The organism is Uniformispora flossi (genome assembly GCF_049534875.1).
Lineage (GTDB): Bacteria > Actinomycetota > Actinomycetes > Streptomycetales > Streptomycetaceae > Yinghuangia > Yinghuangia aomiensis.
On sequence record NZ_JBMULZ010000011.1, the window covers coordinates 15,272 to 36,354 of the forward strand.

The 21,083-nt window shown below is 72.1% G+C and carries 13 protein-coding genes and 1 riboswitch; of the genes, 8 read left to right on the forward strand and 5 right to left on the reverse strand.

Annotation, left to right across the window (positions count from 1 at the left end; all coding sequences use genetic code 11):
- Positions 1 to 20: 20 nt before the first annotated feature.
- Together ACPA54_RS23225 and ACPA54_RS23230 are read right to left on the reverse strand one after the other, a co-directional pair.
- On the reverse strand, positions 21 to 1,229 hold the full coding sequence (locus ACPA54_RS23225; RefSeq protein WP_423532711.1) for a winged helix-turn-helix domain-containing protein: 1,209 nt from the start codon (positions 1,227 to 1,229) through the stop codon (positions 21 to 23).
- A 46-nt stretch (positions 1,230 to 1,275) separates the two neighbouring features.
- Positions 1,276 to 1,836: a GNAT family N-acetyltransferase gene (locus tag ACPA54_RS23230; protein WP_423532713.1), complete on the reverse strand. Its 561-nt coding sequence runs from the start codon at positions 1,834 to 1,836 to the stop codon at positions 1,276 to 1,278.
- Positions 1,837 to 1,977: 141 nt separating this feature from the next.
- Between ACPA54_RS23230 and secA the strand changes: the two genes are divergently transcribed.
- The gene (gene secA, locus ACPA54_RS23235; RefSeq protein ID WP_423532715.1) at positions 1,978 to 4,740 is read left to right on the forward strand and encodes a preprotein translocase subunit SecA; all 2,763 of its coding nucleotides are present in this window, start codon (positions 1,978 to 1,980) and stop codon (positions 4,738 to 4,740) included.
- Positions 4,741 to 5,546: 806 nt separating this feature from the next.
- On the opposite strand, the gene ACPA54_RS23240 is transcribed toward secA, so the two are convergent.
- Positions 5,547 to 6,095, reverse strand: a complete 549-nt coding sequence (locus ACPA54_RS23240; RefSeq protein WP_423532717.1) for a hypothetical protein — start codon at positions 6,093 to 6,095, stop codon at positions 5,547 to 5,549.
- Positions 6,096 to 6,425: 330 nt separating this feature from the next.
- Between ACPA54_RS23240 and ACPA54_RS23245 the strand changes: the two genes are divergently transcribed.
- From ACPA54_RS23245 to ACPA54_RS23270, 6 genes are all read left to right on the forward strand, one after another.
- Positions 6,426 to 6,911 (forward strand): DUF6912 family protein, encoded by a 486-nt coding sequence (locus ACPA54_RS23245; RefSeq protein ID WP_423532719.1) that lies wholly within the window; start codon positions 6,426 to 6,428, stop codon positions 6,909 to 6,911.
- 45 nt (positions 6,912 to 6,956) lie between these two features.
- Positions 6,957 to 7,601, forward strand: coding sequence for an HAD family hydrolase (locus ACPA54_RS23250; protein ID WP_423532720.1), 645 nt, complete (start codon positions 6,957 to 6,959; stop codon positions 7,599 to 7,601).
- An 82-nt stretch (positions 7,602 to 7,683) separates the two neighbouring features.
- Positions 7,684 to 9,378: an L-glutamate gamma-semialdehyde dehydrogenase gene (gene pruA, locus ACPA54_RS23255; RefSeq protein ID WP_423532722.1), complete on the forward strand. Its 1,695-nt coding sequence runs from the start codon at positions 7,684 to 7,686 to the stop codon at positions 9,376 to 9,378.
- Between the two features lie 140 nt (positions 9,379 to 9,518).
- Positions 9,519 to 9,803 (forward strand): isoamylase early set domain-containing protein, encoded by a 285-nt coding sequence (locus tag ACPA54_RS23260; RefSeq protein ID WP_345680079.1) that lies wholly within the window; start codon positions 9,519 to 9,521, stop codon positions 9,801 to 9,803.
- A gap of 353 nt (positions 9,804 to 10,156) precedes the next feature.
- Positions 10,157 to 15,049 (forward strand): NAD-glutamate dehydrogenase, encoded by a 4,893-nt coding sequence (locus tag ACPA54_RS23265; protein WP_423532723.1) that lies wholly within the window; start codon positions 10,157 to 10,159, stop codon positions 15,047 to 15,049.
- A 205-nt stretch (positions 15,050 to 15,254) separates the two neighbouring features.
- The gene (locus ACPA54_RS23270) at positions 15,255 to 15,965 is read left to right on the forward strand and encodes an LppU/SCO3897 family protein (RefSeq protein WP_423532725.1); all 711 of its coding nucleotides are present in this window, start codon (positions 15,255 to 15,257) and stop codon (positions 15,963 to 15,965) included.
- A 30-nt stretch (positions 15,966 to 15,995) separates the two neighbouring features.
- Here ACPA54_RS23270 and ACPA54_RS23275 read toward each other — a convergent pair whose 3' ends face one another.
- Entirely contained in the window at positions 15,996 to 16,517 is a 522-nt protein-coding gene (locus ACPA54_RS23275) for a hypothetical protein (RefSeq protein WP_423532727.1), read from the reverse strand.
- Between the two features lie 296 nt (positions 16,518 to 16,813).
- Positions 16,814 to 16,903, forward strand: a riboswitch (ZMP/ZTP riboswitch).
- A 55-nt stretch (positions 16,904 to 16,958) separates the two neighbouring features.
- On the opposite strand from ACPA54_RS23275, the gene ACPA54_RS23280 reads away from it, so the two are divergent.
- Positions 16,959 to 18,221, forward strand: a complete 1,263-nt coding sequence (locus tag ACPA54_RS23280; protein WP_423533055.1) for a serine hydroxymethyltransferase — start codon at positions 16,959 to 16,961, stop codon at positions 18,219 to 18,221.
- Between the two features lie 40 nt (positions 18,222 to 18,261).
- On the opposite strand, the gene ACPA54_RS23285 is transcribed toward ACPA54_RS23280, so the two are convergent.
- Positions 18,262 to 20,910 (reverse strand): FHA domain-containing protein, encoded by a 2,649-nt coding sequence (locus ACPA54_RS23285; protein ID WP_423532729.1) that lies wholly within the window; start codon positions 20,908 to 20,910, stop codon positions 18,262 to 18,264.
- Positions 20,911 to 21,083: the final 173 nt, after the last annotated feature.

Below are 21,083 nucleotides of genomic sequence, written 5' to 3' on the forward strand. Positions count from 1 at the left end.
GGATGTCCGTGGATGTCCGGTCAGGCGAGCAGTGCGGCGAGCGGGGCGCGCGCCGGTTCCGGGGTGACCAGCTCCAGGCGGACGCTGTCGCAGCCGACCCAGGACGCGGCTTCGCGCAGCGCGGCCGCCATCGCGTCCAGCGCCTTCTCGGACACGCGCGGGGATGTGAACGACAGCTGCCGGGCGACGAGGGTGCGGCCGTCGCGGGCCGGGTCGACGCGGCCGATCAGCTTGCCGCCGGCGAGCAGCGGCATGGTGAAGTAGCCGTGCTGCCGCTTGGCTTTGGGGACGTACGCCTCGAGCCGGTGTTCGAAGCCGAACACGCGCGCGGTCCGCGGCCGGTCCCAGATCAGCGAGTCGAACGGCGACAGCAGCGTGGTGCGGTGCCGCCCGCGCGCCGGGTTCGCCAGTTCGGCGGGGTGCACCCACGCCGGGGCGGCCGTGCCGGTGCGGCCGGCGGACGGTTTGCCCCAGCCCTCGACCAGCACCGGGACCAGGGGAGTCGTCGGCAGCACGGACTCGACCTGCTCGCGGGTGAGGCGGTACTGGTCCATCAGGTCCGCGGTGGTGGCCACGCCGAGCTGGCGGCCGGCCTCGGTCACCAGGTTGCGGACGCACTGCTCGTCGGTGCGGTCGTCGCCCGTGTACTGCGCCGGGATGGCGCGTTCGGGCAGGTCGTAGACCCGTTTCCAGCCGCGGCGCTGCACGCAGACCACGTCGCCGAAGGACAGCGCGCGCTCGACGGCGATCTTGGTCTCCGACCAGTCCCACCACTCGCCCTTGTTCTTGGCCCCGCCCAGTTCGGTGGCGGTGAGGGGGCCCTCGGCGCGCAGCCGGTCCAGGACGCCGTCGTGTGCCTCGTCCGAGATCGGGTGCCCCGACCACAGGCGGCCGCGCTTGCGGTAGTGGCGGCGGCGGAACGCGAAGTCCGGCCACGACGACACGGGCAGCACGCACGCGGCGTGCGACCAGTACTCGAAGGTGCCGGTGCCCGACCAGTAGGCCGACTCGACGGCTTGGCGCCCTATCGCGCCTAGGCGGGCGTACGGCACCAGCTCGTGCGAACGCGCCAGCGTCGAGATCGTGTCCAGTTGCACCGCGCCGAGCCTGCCGAGGATGCCGCGCACCCCGGTGCGCCGCTCGACCGTGCCGAGCAGGCCCTGGGCCCGCAGCACGATCTTGCGCGCGTCGTCGGCGGTGAGCGTGGCGGTGGGGGACGGAACGGTCATGGACAGCACCTTAGAACAAGTGTTCGCCTGCGAGCCCCGGCTTGCGTTATTCGGGCAGCGGCGGGTCGGTGGCCAAGCGCGCGTGCACGTGCTCGTCGGTGAAAACGCCTGCGCGGTCCGGGAAGGCATCCCGCATCACGCCTTCGAGTGCAAAACCGGCGCGTCGCGCGACCGCGCAGGACGCCTCGTTGGGGGCCGCGTGGAACAGCGCGATCCGGTGCAGGCCGAGTGCACCGAACGCCCAGCGCGAGACCGCGTTCACCCCGTGCACCGCTATGCCGCGGCGGCGGGCGTGCGGGCGCACCCAGTAGCCGACGTCCGCGGTGCGGTAGGCGAGGTCGATGTGCTGGACGCTGATGTCCGCGTAGACCTCGCCCGTCACCGCGTCCATGAGGGCGAACGCCGCGTGCTTGCCTTCCTCCCAGAAACCGATGCGGCGGCTCAGCCACGCCTCCGGATCGGTCCGGTGCGCGGGCGGCGGATCGGGCGGCGGCGGCATCCAGCGCCAGGTCAGGGGATCGGTGACGATCTCGCGTGCGACATCCAGGTCCCGCACCGTCCAAGGGCGCAGTTGGTACTTGCCGGCGGCAATCTCCACGGGTTCCATCCCGGCATTGTGCCCCGGTCGGCCGCGTGCCTCCCGATGGGTTGCGTCCTCGCATACCATGGGCCCATCGGCGGGACGGGCCCCGCCGTGCCGTCCGCCAGAAAGGCGGATGGGCGCCGTCCGGCAAGGAGCGACCACAGCGTGTCCATCTTCGACAAGGTTCTGCGCGCCGGCGAGGGCAAGATCCTGCGCAAGCTCACCCGCATCGCGGATCAGGTGGACTCGATCGAAGAGGACTTCACCAATCTTTCGGACGCGGAGTTGCGCGCCCTCACGGACGAGTACAAGGAGCGGTACGCCGACGGCGAGAGCCTCGACGACCTCCTCCCCGAGGCGTTCGCGACGGTCCGCGAGGCCGCGCGCCGCACCCTCGGCCAGCGGCACTACCGCGTCCAGCTCATGGGCGGCGCGGCGCTCCACCTCGGCAACATCGCCGAGATGCGCACCGGCGAAGGCAAGACGCTGGTGTCGACGCTCCCGGCGTACCTGAACGCGATCGCCGGCAAGGGCGTCCACGTGGTCACGGTCAACGACTACCTGGCCGAGCGCGACTCGGAGTGGATGGGCCGCGTCCACCGGTTCCTCGGCCTCAGCGTGGCCTGCATCCTGGCGAACATGCCGCCGCACGAGCGGCGCAAGGCGTACGCCGCGGACATCACGTACGGCACGAACAACGAGTTCGGCTTCGACTACCTGCGCGACAACATGGCGTGGAGCCAGGAGGAGCTGGTCCAGCGCGGCCACTTCTTCGCGATCGTCGACGAGGTCGACTCGATCCTCATCGACGAGGCCCGTACCCCGCTGATCATCTCCGGCCCGGCCGACCAGGCCACGAAGTGGTACGCGGACTTCGCGAAGCTGGTCACCCGCCTCAAGCGCGCCGAGCCGGTCAAGGACGGCGAGACGCCGGTCGGCGACTACGAGGTCGACGAGAAGAAGCGCACCGTCGGCATCCTCGAGGCCGGTGTCGGCCGCGTCGAGGACTACCTGGGCATCGACAACCTCTACGAGGCCGTCAACACCCCGCTGGTGGGCTACCTCAACAACGCGATCAAGGCCAAGGAGCTGTACAAGCGCGACAAGGAGTACGTCGTCGTCGACGGCGAGGTCCTGATCGTCGACGAGCACACCGGCCGCATCCTCGCGGGCCGCCGCTACAACGAGGGCATGCACCAGGCGATCGAGGCGAAGGAAGGGGTGGACATCAAGGACGAGAACCAGACCCTCGCCACGATCACCCTGCAGAACTTCTTCCGCCTGTACGACAAGCTCGGCGGCATGACCGGTACGGCGATGACCGAGGCGGCCGAGTTCCACCAGATCTACAAGCTCGGCGTGGTGCCGATCCCGACGCACCGCAAGGTGCAGCGGCTCGACCAGGCGGACCTCGTGTACAAGACCGAGGAGGCGAAGTTCTCCGCGGTCGTGGACGACATCGCCGAGAAGCACGAGAAGGGCCAGCCGGTCCTGGTCGGCACGACCAGCGTCGAGAAGTCCGAGTACCTGTCGAACCAGCTGCGCAAGCGCGGCGTGCCGCACGAGGTGCTGAACGCGAAGTACCACGAGCGCGAGGCGCAGATCGTCGCGCAGGCGGGGCGCCGCGGCGCGGTCACGGTGGCCACCAACATGGCGGGCCGCGGTACCGACATCATGCTCGGCGGCAACCCCGACCACCTCGCCTCGGCGGAGCTCGCGCAGCGCGGACTCAACCCGGCCGAGACGCCGGAGGAGTACGAGCTGGAGTGGCCGGCCGCGCTCGAAAAGGCGAAGAAGGCGGTCAAGGCCGAGCACGAAGAGGTCACCGACCTGGGCGGCCTGTACGTGCTGGGCACCGAGCGGCACGAGTCGCGGCGCATCGACAACCAGCTGCGCGGCCGTTCCGGCCGCCAGGGCGACCCGGGCGAGTCGCGGTTCTACCTGTCGCTGGGCGACGACCTGATGCGGCTGTTCAAGGCCAACATCGTCGAGGCGGTGCTGAACCGGGTCGGCGTGCCCGAGGACGTGCCTATCGAGTCGAAGATGGTGTCGAACGCGATCAAGTCCGCGCAGACGCAGGTCGAGCAGCAGAACTTCGAGATCCGCAAGAACGTCCTGAAGTACGACGAGGTCCTCAACCGGCAGCGCGAGGTCATCTACGGCGAGCGTCGCCGGGTGCTGGACGGCGAGGACCTGCACGAGCAGGTGCGGCACTTCATCGACGACACGATCGGTGCGTACGTGTCGGGCGCGACCGAGGGCTTCGCGGAGGAGTGGGACCTCGAGAAGCTGTGGACGAACCTCAAGCAGCTGTACCCGGTCAGCCTCACGATCGACGAGGTCGAGGAGGAGGCGGGCGGCCGCGACGGACTCGACGCGGAGCAGCTGACCGAGCTGCTGCAGGCCGACGCGCAGGCGTCGTACGAGGAGCGCGAGGAGAAGCTCGGCGGCGACGTCATGCGCGAGCTGGAGCGTCGCGTCGTGCTGTCGGTGCTGGACCGCCGGTGGCGTGAGCACCTGTACGAGATGGACTACCTCCAGGAGGGCATCGGCCTCCGCGCGATGGCGCAGCGCGACCCGCTGGTCGAGTACCAGCGCGAGGGCTTCGACATGTTCAACGCGATGATGGAGGGCATCAAGGAGGAGTCGGTCGGCTACCTGTTCAACGTCGAGGTGCAGATCGAGCAGGTCCCCGAGACCCCGACGATCACCCTCGACCAGGCGCAGGCCATGCCGGAGATCCACGCCAAGGGTCTGGAGACCCCGCAGCGTCCGACCCACCTGTCCTACAGTGCGCCGTCGGTCGACGGCGAGGGCGGCGTCGTGACGACCGAGGAAGAGCTCGGCGAGGACGCCATCCCCGAGCAGGGCGGAACCCGCGCCGAGCGCCGCCGCGCCCAGCGCGCGTCGCGCAAGAAGAAGCGCTGAGTGCTGGACCGCTGACGAACGCCCGCCGGGAATCCGGCGGGCGTTCGGCGTTTCGGGGGCTTCGGAGTGGTGCCGGGCCGCGGGGGAGGCTACGCGCCGGTTGGAGCGTGCCCGAGGGGCGGGGTGGGTGTTCCGGTGAGGGTGGCGGCCTCGCGGGGGCTGAGGGGGGCTTGAGCGGGCTTGGAGGCGCGCTTGGTGGTCCGTGGGGCCGGGTGGTGGTCGCGCCGGGCGGGTTGGGGCGGGGGGCGCGGGTGACGTGCACGTGCGGGGGTGCGGCGCGTTGCCCCGAGGTCTGCGCGGCGGCGGGCGGTGAGGGTCGGTGCGGTGTGAGCGGGCTCCCGCCGTCTTACCGGGCGTGCCCGACGGCGCGGCGTGACCGGCCCCGGGGGTTCCGAGCGGCTGCCGGCCGGTGCACGGGGCTCGGCACGGCCCTCAGTCCGGGCTGGGGTCTTGCCGGGCCGCTGTGCGGGGCGTGCGGCGTGCGTGGTCGGAGTCGTCGGCCGGCAGGGTTCGTCGCGCGGGTTCTCGGGTGCGGTGTCGGAGACCGGTGTGGCGAGGGGCTCCAGGGACCTGAGTGGGCTTGTGGACGCCTCGCTGCGCGCGCAGGCAGCGCGGTGGACGCACGCGGCGTGAGCGTGGTCCGCGGGTGGGTGGGCCGGCATGGCTTGGGGTGGTCGTGACGCGGGCCCAGGCACCCACTCGGGGGCCGCACCGTCGGCAGGCGGGGCCGGGCGGCCCGCTCGTGAGGTCGGCCTGTGCCTTGCCCCGGGCCCGGTTGTCAGGCGGGCTCGGGGCTGTGGCGGCCGCTACTTGTACTGGAAGGCCGTGCAGATCCAGGTCGGGGGGTTTTCGGGGCGGGTTCGGGAGGGGGTGTGGTCGAGGCGGAGGGCGATGGCCTGGTCGCGGTCGGGGCCGGTGAGGGTGAGGCGGAGGTAGCCCTCGGCGGTGGTGGGGGTGGGGGCTGTGGCGTTGGCGGCGGCGAGGGTGATGCCGGTGACGGCGCGGTGCCGGAGGTCGTCGCGGAGGGCGGCGATGGTGGCCCGGACCGCGTGGGTGGTGTGCGGGGTGAGTCGTTGCAGCGGGCAGCGGCCGGTGAGGACGCCGGTGAGCACGCGGGCGAAGCCGCGGACGCGGAGGCGGGCCTGCCGGGCCGCGCCGGGTGCGGCGGCGGGGGCGCGTTCGTCGGGGCCGACGAGGCGCAGGTGGCGCGGGCGCGCCGGTGCGGGGACCCACGCGCGGGGTGCCGGCGGCGGGCCGGGCGGGTCGTACGCGGGCTCGGTGCCGGGTACCGGGACGAGCCGCAGGCGCGGCAGCGGGCGGGCGTCGTCGAGTCTGCGGGCGGCGGACGGTGCCATGGTTCTTCTCCCCGTTGGCGTCGGTGGCGCGGGGGGAGCGACGCGGTCGTCCCCCGAGCGCCGCGATGGGGGCCAGGGGTATCGGCCGCGCGGAAACCGCGTCAAACGCCGCGTCGGCGAGGGGCGCCACCCTTCCGGGCAGCGCGCGCCGGGGGGTGTGCGCCGGGATCAATCGGGCGAAAGGTCAACTAAGGGCCGTCGTCGACCCGGACGCCTCGATCGGGTGTCGGAGCGGGTACTCGTACGATGCTCTGCGGCCGCTCACGCGGTCGGCCGCCGGTTTTCATCCGTACGGGCCCGCCCGCGGCCCGCCCACCGCAGGAGTCCCCGATGCGCGTGTACGTCCCCTCCACGCCGGTCCGCCTGGCCGCCGTGCACCGCGAGGGCGGCATCGGCCCCGCCCCGCTCAGCGCCTTCGCGGTCACCCCCGGCCTCGGCGGGTGGTGCGGCACCGAGGACCCCGAGGAGCTGGAGTACGCCGCCACCCTGCTGGCCGGCCGCGCGGCCCTCGGCCTCGCCGCCCAGGAGCCCCGGGACCCGGAGGCCCGCGCGCGCCGTGTGGTGCTGGCCGCGGACGTCCCCGACGGCATCGTGTCCGAGGTCCCCGACCTGGGCCCCGGCGCCGTGCTGGTGGACGGCACGATCCCGGTCAAGCGGATCGCCGCGATCCACATGGACGCCGAGGACGCCGAGGCCGACGTGCGTGCCGCGCTGCCCGCCGAGCCGGGTGCGGAGCCGGACGAGGCGCTCGTCGAGGCACTCGAGGAGCACGAGCTGCTGTGGTTCGCCCGGCAGGAGCTGGCCGACCTGCTCTGAGCCCCGGGCGACGTTTGTCGGGCGTACACGGCACAATTCCCCACTATGAGTACGCGGCACATCGTCTGGGACTGGAACAGCACGCTGTTCCACGACATCGACGCGGTCATCGCCGCGACGAACGACTCCTTCGCCGCGGTGGGCCTGCCGCCCATCACGCTGGAGCGCTACCGCGACCTGTACTGCGTGCCGGTGCCGCGCTTCTACGAGAAGATCACCGGCCGCCTCCCGGAGCCGGACGAGTGGACGATGCTGGACCGCACCTTCCAGCGCTCCTACACCCGCCACGCCGACGCGTGTGCGCTGACGCCGGGCGTCGACGCGCTGCTGGCGGGTTGGCAGGCGTCGGGCCGTACCCAGTCGATCCTGTCGCTGACCGCGCACGACGAGCTGCTGCCGTTCGTGAACCGCTTCGCCATCGAGAGGCACTTCCTGCGCGTCGACGGCCGGATCGGCCCGGCGGGCGGCGGGAAGGCCGAGCACCTGGCCCGGCACCTGACGTCGATGGCCGCGGACCCGGCGACGGTCGTGGTCATCGGAGATGCCGCGGACGACGCCCACGCGGCCCGCGAGGTCGGCGCGTCGGCGGTGCTCTACACCGGCGGATCGCACTCGCGCGCCAGCCTGGAACGCGCGGGCGTCCCGGTCGTCGACACCCTCGCCGAGGCGGTTGCGCTCGTCGGCGGCTGAGCGGCGCACGCCCGGCTCGGCAGGCGGAAACACCCCCGCCCGTCGGGCGTCAAACCGCGGCAAACCGGGCACTGCGTGGGGCATGGACGCAGTCACGCAGGTTCCGGTTCCGGCCAACGAGCCGGTGCACACGTACGCTCCCGGCAGCCCGGAGCGCTCCCGCCTCGAAGCCGAACTCAAGCGCCAGTCCGCCGAGCCGGTCGAGCTGAAGCAGACCGTCGGCGGCGTGCAGTCGTGGGGCGGCGGGCAGCGCGTCGACGTCGTCCAGCCGCACCGGCACCGGGCGCCGCTCGGCACGTTCGCCACCGCCGTGCAGGACGACGCGCGCGCCGCGGTCGCCGCCGCGCAGGCGGCCGCGCCCGGCTGGCAGGCGCTGTCCTTCGACGACCGGGCCGCGGTGATCCTCAAGGCCGCGGACCTGCTGGCGGGCCCGTGGCGGGAAAGGATCGCCGCGGCGACCATGCTCGGCCAGTCGAAGACCGTGCAGCAGGCGGAGATCGACGCCCCGTGCGAGCTGATCGACTTCTGGCGCTTCAACGTGCACTTCGCGCGGCGGATCATGGCGGAGCAGCCGATCAGCTCGCCGGGCGTGTGGAACCGGCTGGACCACCGGCCGCTGGACGGCTTCGTCTACGCGGTCACGCCGTTCAACTTCAGCGCGATCTCGGGCAACCTGCCGACGGCGCCCGCGCTGATGGGCAACACGGTGATCTGGAAGCCGTCGCCGACGCAGACGGTCGCGGCCTGGCATCTGATGCGGCTGCTGGAGGAGGCCGGGATGCCTCCCGGCGTCGTCAACATGCTGCCGGGCGACGGGGTGGCGGTGTCCGAGGTGGTGCTGGCGCATCCGGATTTCGCGGGGCTGCACTTCACCGGGTCGACGCGCACGTTCCAGAGCCTGTGGTCGACGATCGGTGCGAACATCGGCCGGTATCGGACGTATCCGCGGATCGTGGGGGAGACCGGCGGCAAGGACTTCATCGTCGCGCACTCCTCGGCGGATCCGGCGGTGCTGAGGACGGCGATGGTGCGCGGAGCGTACGAGTACCAGGGGCAGAAGTGCTCGGCGGCGTCGCGGGCGTACGTGCCGCGGTCGCTGTGGGAGTCCGGCTTCCGCGAGGAACTCGTCGCCGAGGTGGAGAGCCTGACGATGGGCGACGTCAGCGACTTCGGGAACTTCCTGGGCGCGGTCATCGACGAGCGCGCGTTCGCGAAGCACGCGGCGGCGATCGACCGCGCGTACGCGCGGGACGACATCGACGTGCTGGCGGGCGGCACCTACGACCGCGAGGTCGGCTACTTCGTCCGGCCCACGCTGCTGACCTGCACGAACCCCGCGGACGAGGTCTTCACCACCGAGTACTTCGGCCCGATCCTGGCGGTCCACGTCTACGAGGACGCCGACTGGTCGGCAATGCTGCGCCAGATGGAGTCGGTGGCCGCCTACGCGCTCACCGGCGCCGTCGTCGCCCAGGACCGCGCCGCGCTCGCCGAGGCGACCGAGGTGCTGCGCTTCGCGGCCGGAAACTTCTACCTCAACGACAAGCCCACCGGCGCCGTCGTCGGCCAGCAGCCGTTCGGCGGCAGCCGCGCGTCCGGCACCAACGACAAGGCCGGTGCCATGCAGAACCTGATGCGGTGGACCAGCACCCGCACGATCAAAGAGACCTTCGTGCCGCCGACCGACTACCGCTACCCGCACATGGAGAAGGGCCTGCTGGACACCGTCTCCGATTTCGCCGACGACGTGCGGAACGCCTTCATGCCGCGTCCGTGATGATCACCTGTTCATCATATGTCCCACATATCCCGGGAATACCGTTTCGCGTTCCGGGTATCCGGTCCGGGCAAACGCCCCGTAGGGGTGACGGAACCGGATTCCCTGCAATACGTTCGGCAACGGGAATCCTCTCGGGAATGGGGGACGACGTGATCAAGCGCGCGAAGGCCGACGGCGCCGTGCGGATCACTTTCTGCCTGCCTGCCGACGAACCCGCGGGAGCGGTGAGCGTCGTCGGCGACTTCAATGCCTGGGAACCGGGCCGGCATCCGCTGGTCCGACGCAGCAACGGCACACGCTCCGTCGCCGTCACGCTGCCCCGAGGCGAAACGGTGCGCTTCCGGTATTTGGCCGAGAACGGCGTGTGGTTCGACGACGAGTCCGTCGAACGGGACGGCGACAACGGAGTCGTGACGGTCTGACCTGCTTGCCCCGCATTGACCGCCGACTATCCACTTGACGCACTGTCAGGCCGGATTCGGTCTTCCTGGCAGCCTGTGCCCCGGTTCCGGCACAGGGCCCCCTCACTGCCGCCGGGTGGCGCGGGTAGCCTGGCGGGCGTGGGTGGCCCCCCGGAGGCCGCACGCACTACATCACGGTCGTGTCGTCGGGACAACGGTGTCCCGGAGGCCGGACCCGCACCGGCGACGACGCCGGACGGATCCGCCGTGGCCTTGCAGTGCGCGCCGCCGCCCGGGAAAGCCGCCGATCAGGGCAAGATCGACAAAAAGCGCATTCGAGTCACGCAACGGCGCGCGACAGGAGCAACGGCATCATGCAGAGCAAGCTGGACGAGGCGAAAGCGGATCTGCTGGCCCGGGCCGCGGAGGCGGCCCGGCAGGCATCGTCACAGCACGGAGGCGGCGCGGACGGCGCGGGGCCCATCGACCTCGACGTCCTCCTCCGCCGCTACTACCGGCACACCGCCCCGGACGACCTGGTCGGCCGGGACCCCGTCGACGTCTACGGCGCGGCCATCTCGCACTGCCGGCTGGCGGCCGCACGGCCCCAGGGCACGGCCAAGGTGCGGGTCTTCACCCCCTCCGTCGAGGAGAACGGCTGGGCGTCCGGCCACACGGTCATCGAGATCGCCACGGACGACATGCCGTTCCTGGTCGACTCGGTCACCAACGAGCTGTCCCGCCAGGACCGTGCGATCCACGTCGTCGTCCACCCGCAGATGGTGGTCCGCCGCGACATCACCGGCACCCTCCTGGAGATCCTCGACACCTCCGACGCGGGCGGTGTCCCCGCCGGCTCCACCGTCGAATCGTGGATGCACATCGAGATCGACCGGGAGAGCAACCGCGAGGACATCCGGACGATCGAGTCCGGCCTGCAGCGCGTCATGAGCGACGTCCGCGAGTCCGTCGAGGACTGGGACAAGATGCGCGACAAGGCGCTGCGCATCGCCGACAGCCTCGCCGAGGAAGAATCCCCGGCCGTGCTCGACGCCGACGAGGTCGCCGAGACGTGGGAGCTGCTGCGCTGGCTCACCGAGGACCACTTCACCTTCCTCGGCTACCGCGAATACGACCTGGTCACCGAGGAAGACGGCGGCGAGGACATCCTGCGCGCCGTCCCCGGCACCGGGCTCGGCCTGCTCCGCCCCGACCAGGACATGTCGGTGTCGTTCAGCCGCCTGTCGCCCCAGGCCCGCGCCAAGGCCCGCGAGCAGAAGCTGCTCATCCTCACCAAGGCCAACTCGCGGTCGACGGTGCACCGCCCGGCCTACCTCGACTACGTCGGCATCAAGAAGTTCGACGCGGACGGCAACGTCGTCGGCGAGCGCCGCTTCCTCGGCCTGTTCGGCTCGTCGATGTACACCGAGTCGGTCAGCCGCATCCCGGTCATCAAGCGCAAGGTCCAGCAGGTGCTGGAGACCGCCGGGTTCCCGCAGAACAGCCACGACGGCCGCGACCTGCTGCAGATCCTCGAGACGTACCCGCGCGACGACCTGTTCCAGATCTCGGTCCCCGAGCTGTACGACATCGTCATCGCCGTCCTGCACCTGCAAGAGCGCCGCCGCCTGCGGCTCTTCCTGCGCAAGGACGAGTACGGCCGCTTCTACTCCGCGCTGGTCTTCCTCCCGCGCGACCGCTACACCACCGAAGTCCGCCTCAAGATGCAGGACATCCTGCTGCGCGAACTCGGCGGCGCCGCGATCGACTTCACCGCGCACAGCACCGAGTCCGTGCTGGCCCGCCTGCACTTCACCGTGCGTGTGCCCAACGGCAACACGCTCGTCGACCCGGACGTCGACGGCATCGAGCGGCAGCTTGCCGAGGCGACCCGCTCGTGGGCCGACGACTTCGCCGAGGCACTTGTCGCCGAATGCGGCGAGGAGCCCGCCGCCGAGCTGTCCCGCCGCTACGCCGGGGCGTTCCCCGAGGGCTACAAGGCCGAGTTCTCCGCGCGCACCGCGGTCGCCGACCTCAAGCGCATCGCGAACCTCGACCCGGAGTCGCAGGACTTCACGCTCAACCTGTACCACCCGATAGGAGCACTCCCGGGCGAGCGCCGGTTCAAGATCTACCGCGTCGGCGGACCGCTGTCGCTGTCCGAGGTGCTGCCGATCCTCCAGCGCATGGGCCTGGAGGTGGTCGACGAACGCCCGTACGAGCTGCGCCGCGCCGACGGCCGCATCGCATGGGTGTACGACTTCGGCCTGCGCCACGACCCGGCCCTGGACGCCGGGCACGACGACACCAAGGAACTCTTCCAGGACGCGTTCGCCGCGGTGTGGACCGGCCGCGCCGAGTCCGACGGCTTCAACGCCCTCGTGCTGCGCGCCGGGCTCAACTGGCGGCAGGCGATGGTGCTGCGTGCCTACGCCAAGTACCTGCGCCAGGCCGGCGCCACGTTCAGCCAGGACTACATCGAAGACGCCCTCGTCGGGAACGTGCACATCGCGCGCCTCCTGGTGAACCTCTTCGAGGCCCGCTTCTCGCCCGGCCACCAGCAGGCCGGGCGCGAGCTGGTCGACGGCCTCGTCGAGGAACTCGACGGCGCGCTCGACCAGGTCGCCAGCCTCGACGAGGACCGCATCCTGCGCTCCTTCGTCGCGATGGTCCGCGCCACCCTGCGCACCAACTTCTTCCAGCACGGCGCCGACGGCGCGCCGCACGACTACCTGGCGCTCAAGTTCGACCCGCTGGCCATCCCGGACCTGCCCGCGCCGCGGCCCAAGTTCGAGATCTTCGTGTACTCGCCGCGCGTCGAGGGCGTGCACCTGCGCTTCGGCGCGGTCGCCCGCGGCGGCCTGCGCTGGTCCGACCGGCGCGAGGACTTCCGCACCGAGATCCTCGGCCTGGTCAAGGCGCAGATGGTCAAGAACACCGTCATCGTGCCGGTCGGCGCGAAGGGCGGCTTCGTCGGCAAGCACCTGCCCGACCCGTCGGTCAGCCGCGAGGCGTGGCTGGCCGAAGGCATCGCCTGCTACAAGACGTTCATCTCCGGCCTGCTCGACATCACCGACAACATGGTCGGCGGGCAGGTCGTGCCGCCGACCGACGTGGTGCGGCACGACGGCGACGACACCTACCTGGTGGTCGCCGCCGACAAGGGCACCGCGACGTTCTCCGACATCGCGAACGAGGTCGCCGGGTCGTACGGCTTCTGGCTCGGCGACGCGTTCGCGTCCGGCGGCTCGGCCGGCTACGACCACAAGGGCATGGGCATCACCGCGCGCGGCGCGTGGGAGTCGGTCAAGCGCCACTTCCGCGAGCTGGGCCACGACACCCAGACCGAGGACTTCACCGTCGTCGGCATCGGCGACATGTCCGGCGACGTGTTCGGCAACGGCATGCTGCTGTCCGAGCACATCCGCCTGGTCGCCGCGTTCGACCACCGGCACATCTTCCTCGACCCGGACCCGGAGTCGGCGGCGTCCTACGCCGAGCGGCGCCGGCTGTTCGACCTGCCGCGCAGCTCGTGGGCGGACTACAACCCCGACCTGATCTCCGCGGGCGGCGGCGTGTACCCGCGCACCGCCAAGTCCGTGCAGATCACCCCGCAGGTCCGGGCCCGGCTCGGACTGCCCGACGCGGTCACCCGGCTCGCCCCGAACGAGCTGATGAAGGCCATCCTGCAGGCGCCCGTCGACCTGTTCTGGAACGGCGGCATCGGCACCTACATCAAGGCGTCGGCCGAGTCGAACACCGACGTCGGCGACAAGTCCAACGACGCCATCCGGGTCAACGGCGGCGACCTGCGGGTCAAGGTCGTCGGCGAAGGCGGCAACCTCGGCTGCACCCAGCTCGGCCGCGTCGAGTTCGCCCTCACCGGGGGACGCATCAACACCGACGCGATCGACAACTCGGCGGGCGTGGACACCTCGGACCACGAGGTGAACATCAAGATCCTGCTCAACGGGATCGTGCAGGCCGGCGACATGACCGAGAAGCAGCGCAACGCGCTGCTCGCCGAGATGACCGACGAGGTCGGGCTGCTGGTCCTGGAGAACAACTACGACCAGAACTACGCGCTCGCCAACGCGGTCGCGCAGGCCCCGGCACTGCTCCAGGTCCACATGCGGTACATGCGCAAGCTGGTCCGCGACGGGCTCCTCGACCGCGAGATCGAGTTCCTGCCGACCGACCGCCAGCTGCGCGAACGCGCCCAGCTCGGCGGCGGCCTGACCCAGCCGGAACTGGCCGTCATGCTGGCGTACACGAAGATCGTGCTCGCCCAGGAACTCCTCGCCTCCGACCTGCCGGACGACGACTACCTGCGCAGCGAACTGCACCGGTACTTCCCGACCGCGCTGCGCGAGCGCTTCGGGACGCAGATCGACGGGCACGCGCTGCGCCGCGAGATCATCACCACGCGCGTGGTCAACGACCTCGTCAACCTGGCCGGCATCTCGTTCATGTTCCGCATGCGCGAGGAGTCCGGGGCGTCCGCCGCCGAGGTGGCGCGCGCCCACCTGGCGGCCCGGCAGATCTACAAGGCCGACGAGATCCTCGACCGGATCAAGACCCTGGACAACCAGGTCGCGGCGTCCGTGCAGACCAAGATGCGGCTGCACCTGCGGCGGTTGGTCGAGCGGGCGACCCGGTGGATGCTCAGCAACCGGCGGGAGATCGACGTGGCCACGCAGGTCGCGTTCTTCGGCGAGGGCGTCGCGGACGTCGTCGCGCACCTGCCCAAGCTGCTCCGCGGCACCGACCAGGAGTGGATGGACGGGCTCTACAAGGAGTTCACCGAAGCGGGCGTGCCGTCCGACCTGGCGACCGTGGTGGCGGGCTTCTCGTCGTCGTACGCGGCGCTGGACATCTGCGAGGTCGCGCGCGACTCCGACCACGGCGTGGTCGAGGTCGCCGAGGTGTACTTCGACCTCGTGGACCGGCTGCCCATCGCGTACCTGCTCGACCGCATCATCGAGCTGCCGCGCGACGACCGCTGGAAGTCGGTGGCGCGGGCCTCGCTGCGCGAGGACCTGTACGCCGCGCAGGCAGGCCTGACCTTCGAGGTCCTGTCGTCGGGCGGCGCGGACGACACCCCGGAGCAGCGGTTCGCCGCCTGGGAGCAGAAGAACGCTTCCGTCATCACCCGGGCGCGGACCACGCTGGAGGAACTCCAGGAGACCGAGTCCTACGACCTGGCGACGCTGTCGGTGGCGATGCGGGTGATCCGCACGCTGCTGCGCAGCGGGAGCATGAACTGACGCGCGGAAAGCGCCGATGAATTGACGCAGCGTCAACAGTAGGCGAGAACAGGCCAACCCGCCTGGTTTCGCACGGTTCGGGTCTTGTGCAGGGCCGCGAGGAGATGTTTTCCTTGCGGCCCTGCCGTTGTTACCGGGGGGTATCGCGGCGCTTTCGGACGGGTACGCCGGGTTGTCGGCGTGCTCTCGCCACGGAGGCCCTTCGATGTTCGACAGGTACGACCGGCAAGATCCGCAAGGCGGGCAGGACGGCCCGGACGATGCGGAACACCCGGCTGCCCCGGCGCCCTATCTGCCGGCGTGGCTGGACGCGACGCCGGTGCACGGGGGCGAGCTGGAGCCGTACGAGCCGCAGGCGTACGACCCGCAGGCGTACGGCGAGTACGTGGACGGCGCGTACGGCGCGTACGGCGGCCCGGGCGACCCGGGCCACCTGACCGTCGAGCCGATCGGCTGGTACGGCGCCGACCCCGCACCCGGCCCCACGCCGGGCCCGATGCCGACTCCTGCGGCCGACCGCGCCCTCCCGGCGCGGGTGGAGCCGTCCGGTGCCGAGGTGGCTCCGGGGCCGGCCGCGGGCCGTGCGGCACGGCGTCCGCGCCGGCGGCTCGGGAGTGCCGCCCGGGTCGCGTTGGCCGGGGGCGTGGTCGCGTTGCTGGGCGTGTTCGGCTACTGGGGCTGGTCGTACTACCAAGGCGATCCGCGCAGCGTGCAGGAAGGCGACTGCATCGCGGCGCTGACCGGCGACGACATCCGCCCGGCGTCGTGCCAGGATCCGAACGTGAAGTTCCAGGTGCAGGAGATCTTCACCAATACGGCGGACACGGCGGCGTGCACGTCGGTGCTCGGCTCCACCAATCCGCTGGTGGTCAAGCGCGACGGGCGCAGCGACGTGTGGTGCGTGGGGCCGAAGTAGCCCTGCGCCGGTGTTCTGCCGGCGCCCCGGTCAGTGCTGCGGGGCGCCTTCCGCTTCCGGCTCCGGCTGGGGCTTCGGGGCCGGTTCGGGGACCTGGCGCGGTTCGGCGCGGCGCGGCGCCGGCATCTCGGTCTCCAGCAGGAGCAGGTCGTCGCGGCGGCGCTCCTTCAGCAGCCACCACGAGCTGAGGTAGAAGACCGCGGGGATGCCGGTGGGGGCGAGCAGCCAGAGCGGGCCGTCCAGGGTGACGGCCAGGATCGCCGTCCACAGGTGGATCATGCCCAGGGTGGCGGCGCGGCCGAGCGCCCCGAAGCCGTCGCGCAGCGTGTCGCGCACCGCGAAGATGCTCCCGGCGCACAGCGCGGCGAGGCCGGCGGTCAGTACGGCGGCGAGTATCAGCAGTTTGTCGAGGCCCGCGACCTCGTCGCCCTCACGGCGGACGGCGACGGCCATGACCCCGAGGGAGCCCGCGCCGAGCGCGAGGGCGGCACCCTCGACGACGAGGACCGCATACAACGTGCGTAGCAGGGCTGTTCGCCTGCTGCCCCTCATGAACTCCCCCGCAATCCCCGGTGCCCAGGCCCGGGTTGTCCGCGGCAGTTCGTCCAACCGGTCGCTTTCCGGGCATTCCCCGTGTCGTTTGTGGAGCACGTTACGCCTGTGGACCCTGCCAGACGTGAGCGACCCCCGGGTGGCGGATCGGTAACGATCGTGGTCCGGCTCGGAACGCTGCTCTTTACAGGGCAACGTACCGTGCCGACTATTGCGGGCAAATCGGATGATAAGCCGCGGATTCCTGGGCTGTTGCGGTGATTTCGTTCGCGGCCGGCTACGGGCGTGGCTTACGTTGGCGGTGCCGCGACTGGCGTCGACGTGGAACCGACCACGAGGGAGCGGCAGCGCAACCGCGCGTGGTGCCGTCCGCCTGGGCACCCGGGTCCGACCTGTGTAGGAATCGACCCGGGAGGAATACCCGTGGCTGCATCCGAACTGATGGACCGTCATCTCGAACTCTCCGCCGCCGACCCCGAGCTGGCCGGGCTGGTGCGCGCCGAAGAGCGACTCCAGCACGAGACGCTGCGGATGATCCCCAGCGAGAACTACGTCTCCGCCGCCGTGCTGGCCGCCACCGGCTCGGTGCTCACCAACAAGTATTCCGAGGGCTACCCCGGCCGCCGCTACTACGAGGGCCAGCAGGTGATCGACCCGGTCGAGAACCTGGCCCGGGACCGGGCGAAGGCGCTGTTCCGCGCCGAGCACGCCAACGTCCAGCCGTATTCGGGTTCGCCCGCCAACCTGGCGATGTACCTGGCGTTCGCGCGTCCGGGCGACACTGTGATGGGCATGGCGCTGCCGATGGGCGGGCACCTCACGCACGGCTGGGACGTGTCGGCGACCGGCACGTGGTTCCGCGGCGTGCGCTACGGCGTGCGCCGCGACACGGGCCGGGTCGACTTCGACGAAGTCCGGTCGCTCGCCCTCACCGCCCGCCCGAAGATCATTTTCTGCGGCGGTACGGCCGTGCCGCGTACCGTCGACTTCGCCGCGTTCGCCTCGATCGCCCAGGAAGCCGGCGCCCTGCTGGTCGCCGATATTTCGCACATCGCGGGCCTGGTCGCGGCAGGTGTGCACCCGTCGCCGATCGGCCACGCCGACGTCGTGTCGACGACCACGCACAAGACGCTGCGTGGCCCGCGCGGCGCGATGCTGCTCTGTGGTGCCGACCATGCCAAGGCCGTCGACCAGGCGGTGTTCCCGGGCCTCCAGGGCGGTCCGCACAACCACACCACCGCGGCCATCGCGGTGGCGCTGCGGGAGGCCACGACCGAGGAGTTCCGTGCGTACGCGCGCGCGGTGGTCGTCAACGCCGCCCGGCTGGCCGAGGAACTCAACGCCCGCGGCTACGACTTGGTCTCCGGCGGCACCGACACCCACCTGATCCTCGTCGACCTCGCGTCGACCGGCGTCGCGGGCAAGCCGGCCGCGAAGGCGCTCGACCGGGCGGGGATCGTGGTCAACCACAACGCGGTTCCCTACGACCCGCGCAAGCCGTTCGACCCGTCCGGCATCCGCCTGGGCACACCCGCGCTCACCTCGCGCGGCCTCGACCCCGGCCACATGCCGCAGATCGCGGCCTGGATCGACCGGGTGATCACCGCGCTCCGCGACGGCCGCAGCGGCGTCGAAGAGCAGGTCCGCGCCGAGGTCCGCGAACTGATGGCCGCCTACCCGGCGCCGGGCGTGCCGGTCGCCTGACCCGCCGACGGGCCGGTGACGCCGCTGCCGGAGTTGTGCCTCACCACAGCTTCGGCAGCGGCGCGGCACCGAGCTGGTCGGCGGCCCGCTGCAGGGTGCCGACCAGAAGGGCCAGGTCCGTGGGGCCGATCGGCGGTCTCCCGCCGACCCCGGGGGCCGCGGCGCGCCGCCGGTTGAGCGGGGCGCCGAGGTCCGTCCAGTCCTGGCGCACCGCGGTGGGACGCAGCGTCGCGGTGCGCGGCATGCGGCCGGTGACCCGGCCCGCCTGGAACGGATGCACCGCGCCGTCCGAACCGCGTACCAGCGCCCGGCCCGGGAACTCGGCGTCCAGCGCCGCCGCGTCGTCGATGTGCAGCACCGCCTGCGAGGACGCGGCATCGTCGACCCGCAGCGCGATCCGCAGCTCCGGCTCGGCGGTCACCTCCAAGCCCAGCGCGGGCTGCCCGGTGGTGACCGCCAAGTGCATGCCGAGGCCGCCACCGCGGTGCACGATCTCGGCGAGGCCCTTCACGAAGCCGGGGAAGTGCCGTGCCACACCGTCTATGTCGTCCACGGCCACCAGCAACCGCGGGAGCGCGAGCCCGGATTCGTCCCGGTAGGACGCGAACGGCATGCCGCGCAGCAGATGCTCACGCCGTGTCAGTTCCGCATGCAGCGCCGCGAGCGCTTCCCCGGTGCGGCGCCCGTCGGGCTCGTCCAGGTAGCCGACCGTGTGCGGCAGGTCGGCGCACACCGCCAAGCCGTCGGGCGGGGACTCCGGGTCGAGCGCGGTACCGCGCACCAGCACCAGCGCGAACCGGTCGGGGCGGTTCGCCACCGCGAGGGACGACACCAAGGCCGTCAGCAGTTCGGTCTTCCCGACACCGGGGGCGCCCGCGATGACGGCGTGCGGGCCGTCCGTGTCCAGGTCGGCGGTGACCGCGCCGCGCACGTCCGCGCCGAGCACGGTGCGTGTCGAACGGCCGTCCTCGCGCCACGCGGCCTGCACCTTCGCCGGCGTCATCAGGTCGAGGCCCAGCAGATCGAGCAGCCGCACCGTCTCCGGCAGCGGCGACACCGCGCGGGACGCGGCCTCGCGCAGCGGCGCCACCGCACGCGCGAAACGGTCCGCCCAGGCGGGCGACACCGCGTCGGCGACCACGTCCTCCAAGCGCCCGGCGCCCGGCCCGACCAGCGACAGCCGGGTGCCGACCTCACCCGCGACCCGGCCGATCACCGCGCACTGCAAAGGGAGTTCCTCGGCCCGGTCGTCCAGGCACAGCGCGTGGACGCCGACCGCCGGGCCCTCCGCGAGCAGGCGTACCAGCTCCGGGCGCGCGGTGAGCGCGCCGGCGCCGTCCAGGACCAGCACGGTGCGGCGCTGCAGCGGGCGCCCGCCCTCGCGGTCCGCGCGGTCCATCCGGTCGAGCAACTCGCCTGTCCGCGCCACCACTTGATCGCGGGTGAGGCCGATCAGCAGCCGGCAGTCCTGACCGTCCGCGGGACGCAGGTGGGGCAGCCAGCGCAGCCACGCCCAGTCCGCCGCGGCGGACGGATCGGCGCACAGCAGCACCAGTTCCAGCTCGTGCGGGCCGTGCAGCGCGGCGAGTTGCGCGACCACCGAACGCGCCAGACCCAGCAGCCGGGGCCGCGGTCCCGCCAGCCCGAGCACGGCGTCGGCGAGCGGGACGGTCACCGGTGCCGCGAACGCGGTCAGCCGCCGCACCCCCTCGCTGGACGCGACGGTCACCTCGGACGGCACGTCGCCCGTGCCCAGCCGCACCGCCAGCCGTCCTGCGCGCTCGCCGGTCCGCTCCCACATCCGCACCGGCACCGCCGCCCGCCCGGACTCGGACGCGCCCGCGTCCAACGCGGCGAGCAGCAGCGCCGCCGGGTCGGGGGCCAAAGCCCGGCGCCTCCGCACCTCTTCGACCACCGCGAGGCGCGCCTGGTCCTCGCGCTCGGCGCGCTCGTTGGCGGCCGCACGGCGCCGGGCGGCGAAGCCGATCCGCCGGGTCGCCGGCTCGTCCGGCAGGTCGATGCGCACCGGCTCGACCGGTACCGCGCCGGGGCGCGCGGCACGCGGCAGGACCACGTGGCCCAGGCCGTCCGGGCGCGGCGCGTCGGGCGACGGGGGCGGTGCGGCGTCGTACGGCAGCGGCAGCACCGCGCTCAGCGTCGTCTCGCCGAGCCGCAGCAGCGACCCGGGGGACAGCAGCACCGGCTCGCGGCCCACCGGAAGGCCGTCCAGCGTCGTGCCGTTCGTCGAGCCCAGGTCCGCGACGTGCACCCGGCCGCCCGCACCCGGCGTTATGGTCAGCTCGGCGTGCAGCCGCGACAGGTCCGGGTCGCCGATGCGGATCTCCGCCTCGGGCGCGCGGCCGATGCGCACCGTGCCCTGCCGCAGCAGATGCACACCGCCCGCGTCGGGACCGCCCACCACCCGCAGTTCGGGCGAGCCGACGGCCGGCGACGCGGGACCGGGCTTGCCGATCGTCACCAGCGCGCCGTCCACCAGCGGCGGCCGCCCCAGCGGCGTGTTGTCGGCCAGCCGGATGTCGCCGACCCAGAAACGCTGCCCGTCCGCGCCGGATGTGGACCGCAGCGCCCCCGCGACGGCGCCGAACGTCGTGCCGGTCGGCGCGGTCACGAGCACGTCCGCGCCCGGACCGTCGCCCCGGGACCCCAGCACGGTCAGCCGGATCTGCATGGTCCTCCGTCCGCCCAGTGCCTGCTGTGCCTCGTGTGCCGCTCGGAACTGCCCACCGCTGTACCTGCCGCCGTCTCGGCCGTGCCGCCGTTACGGCCGCCCCGGATAGTGCCCCGGATTCCGCCGTCCACCGGACCGTTCCGCCGCCCGCGCCCCGTAGGTCTCCGCACTCC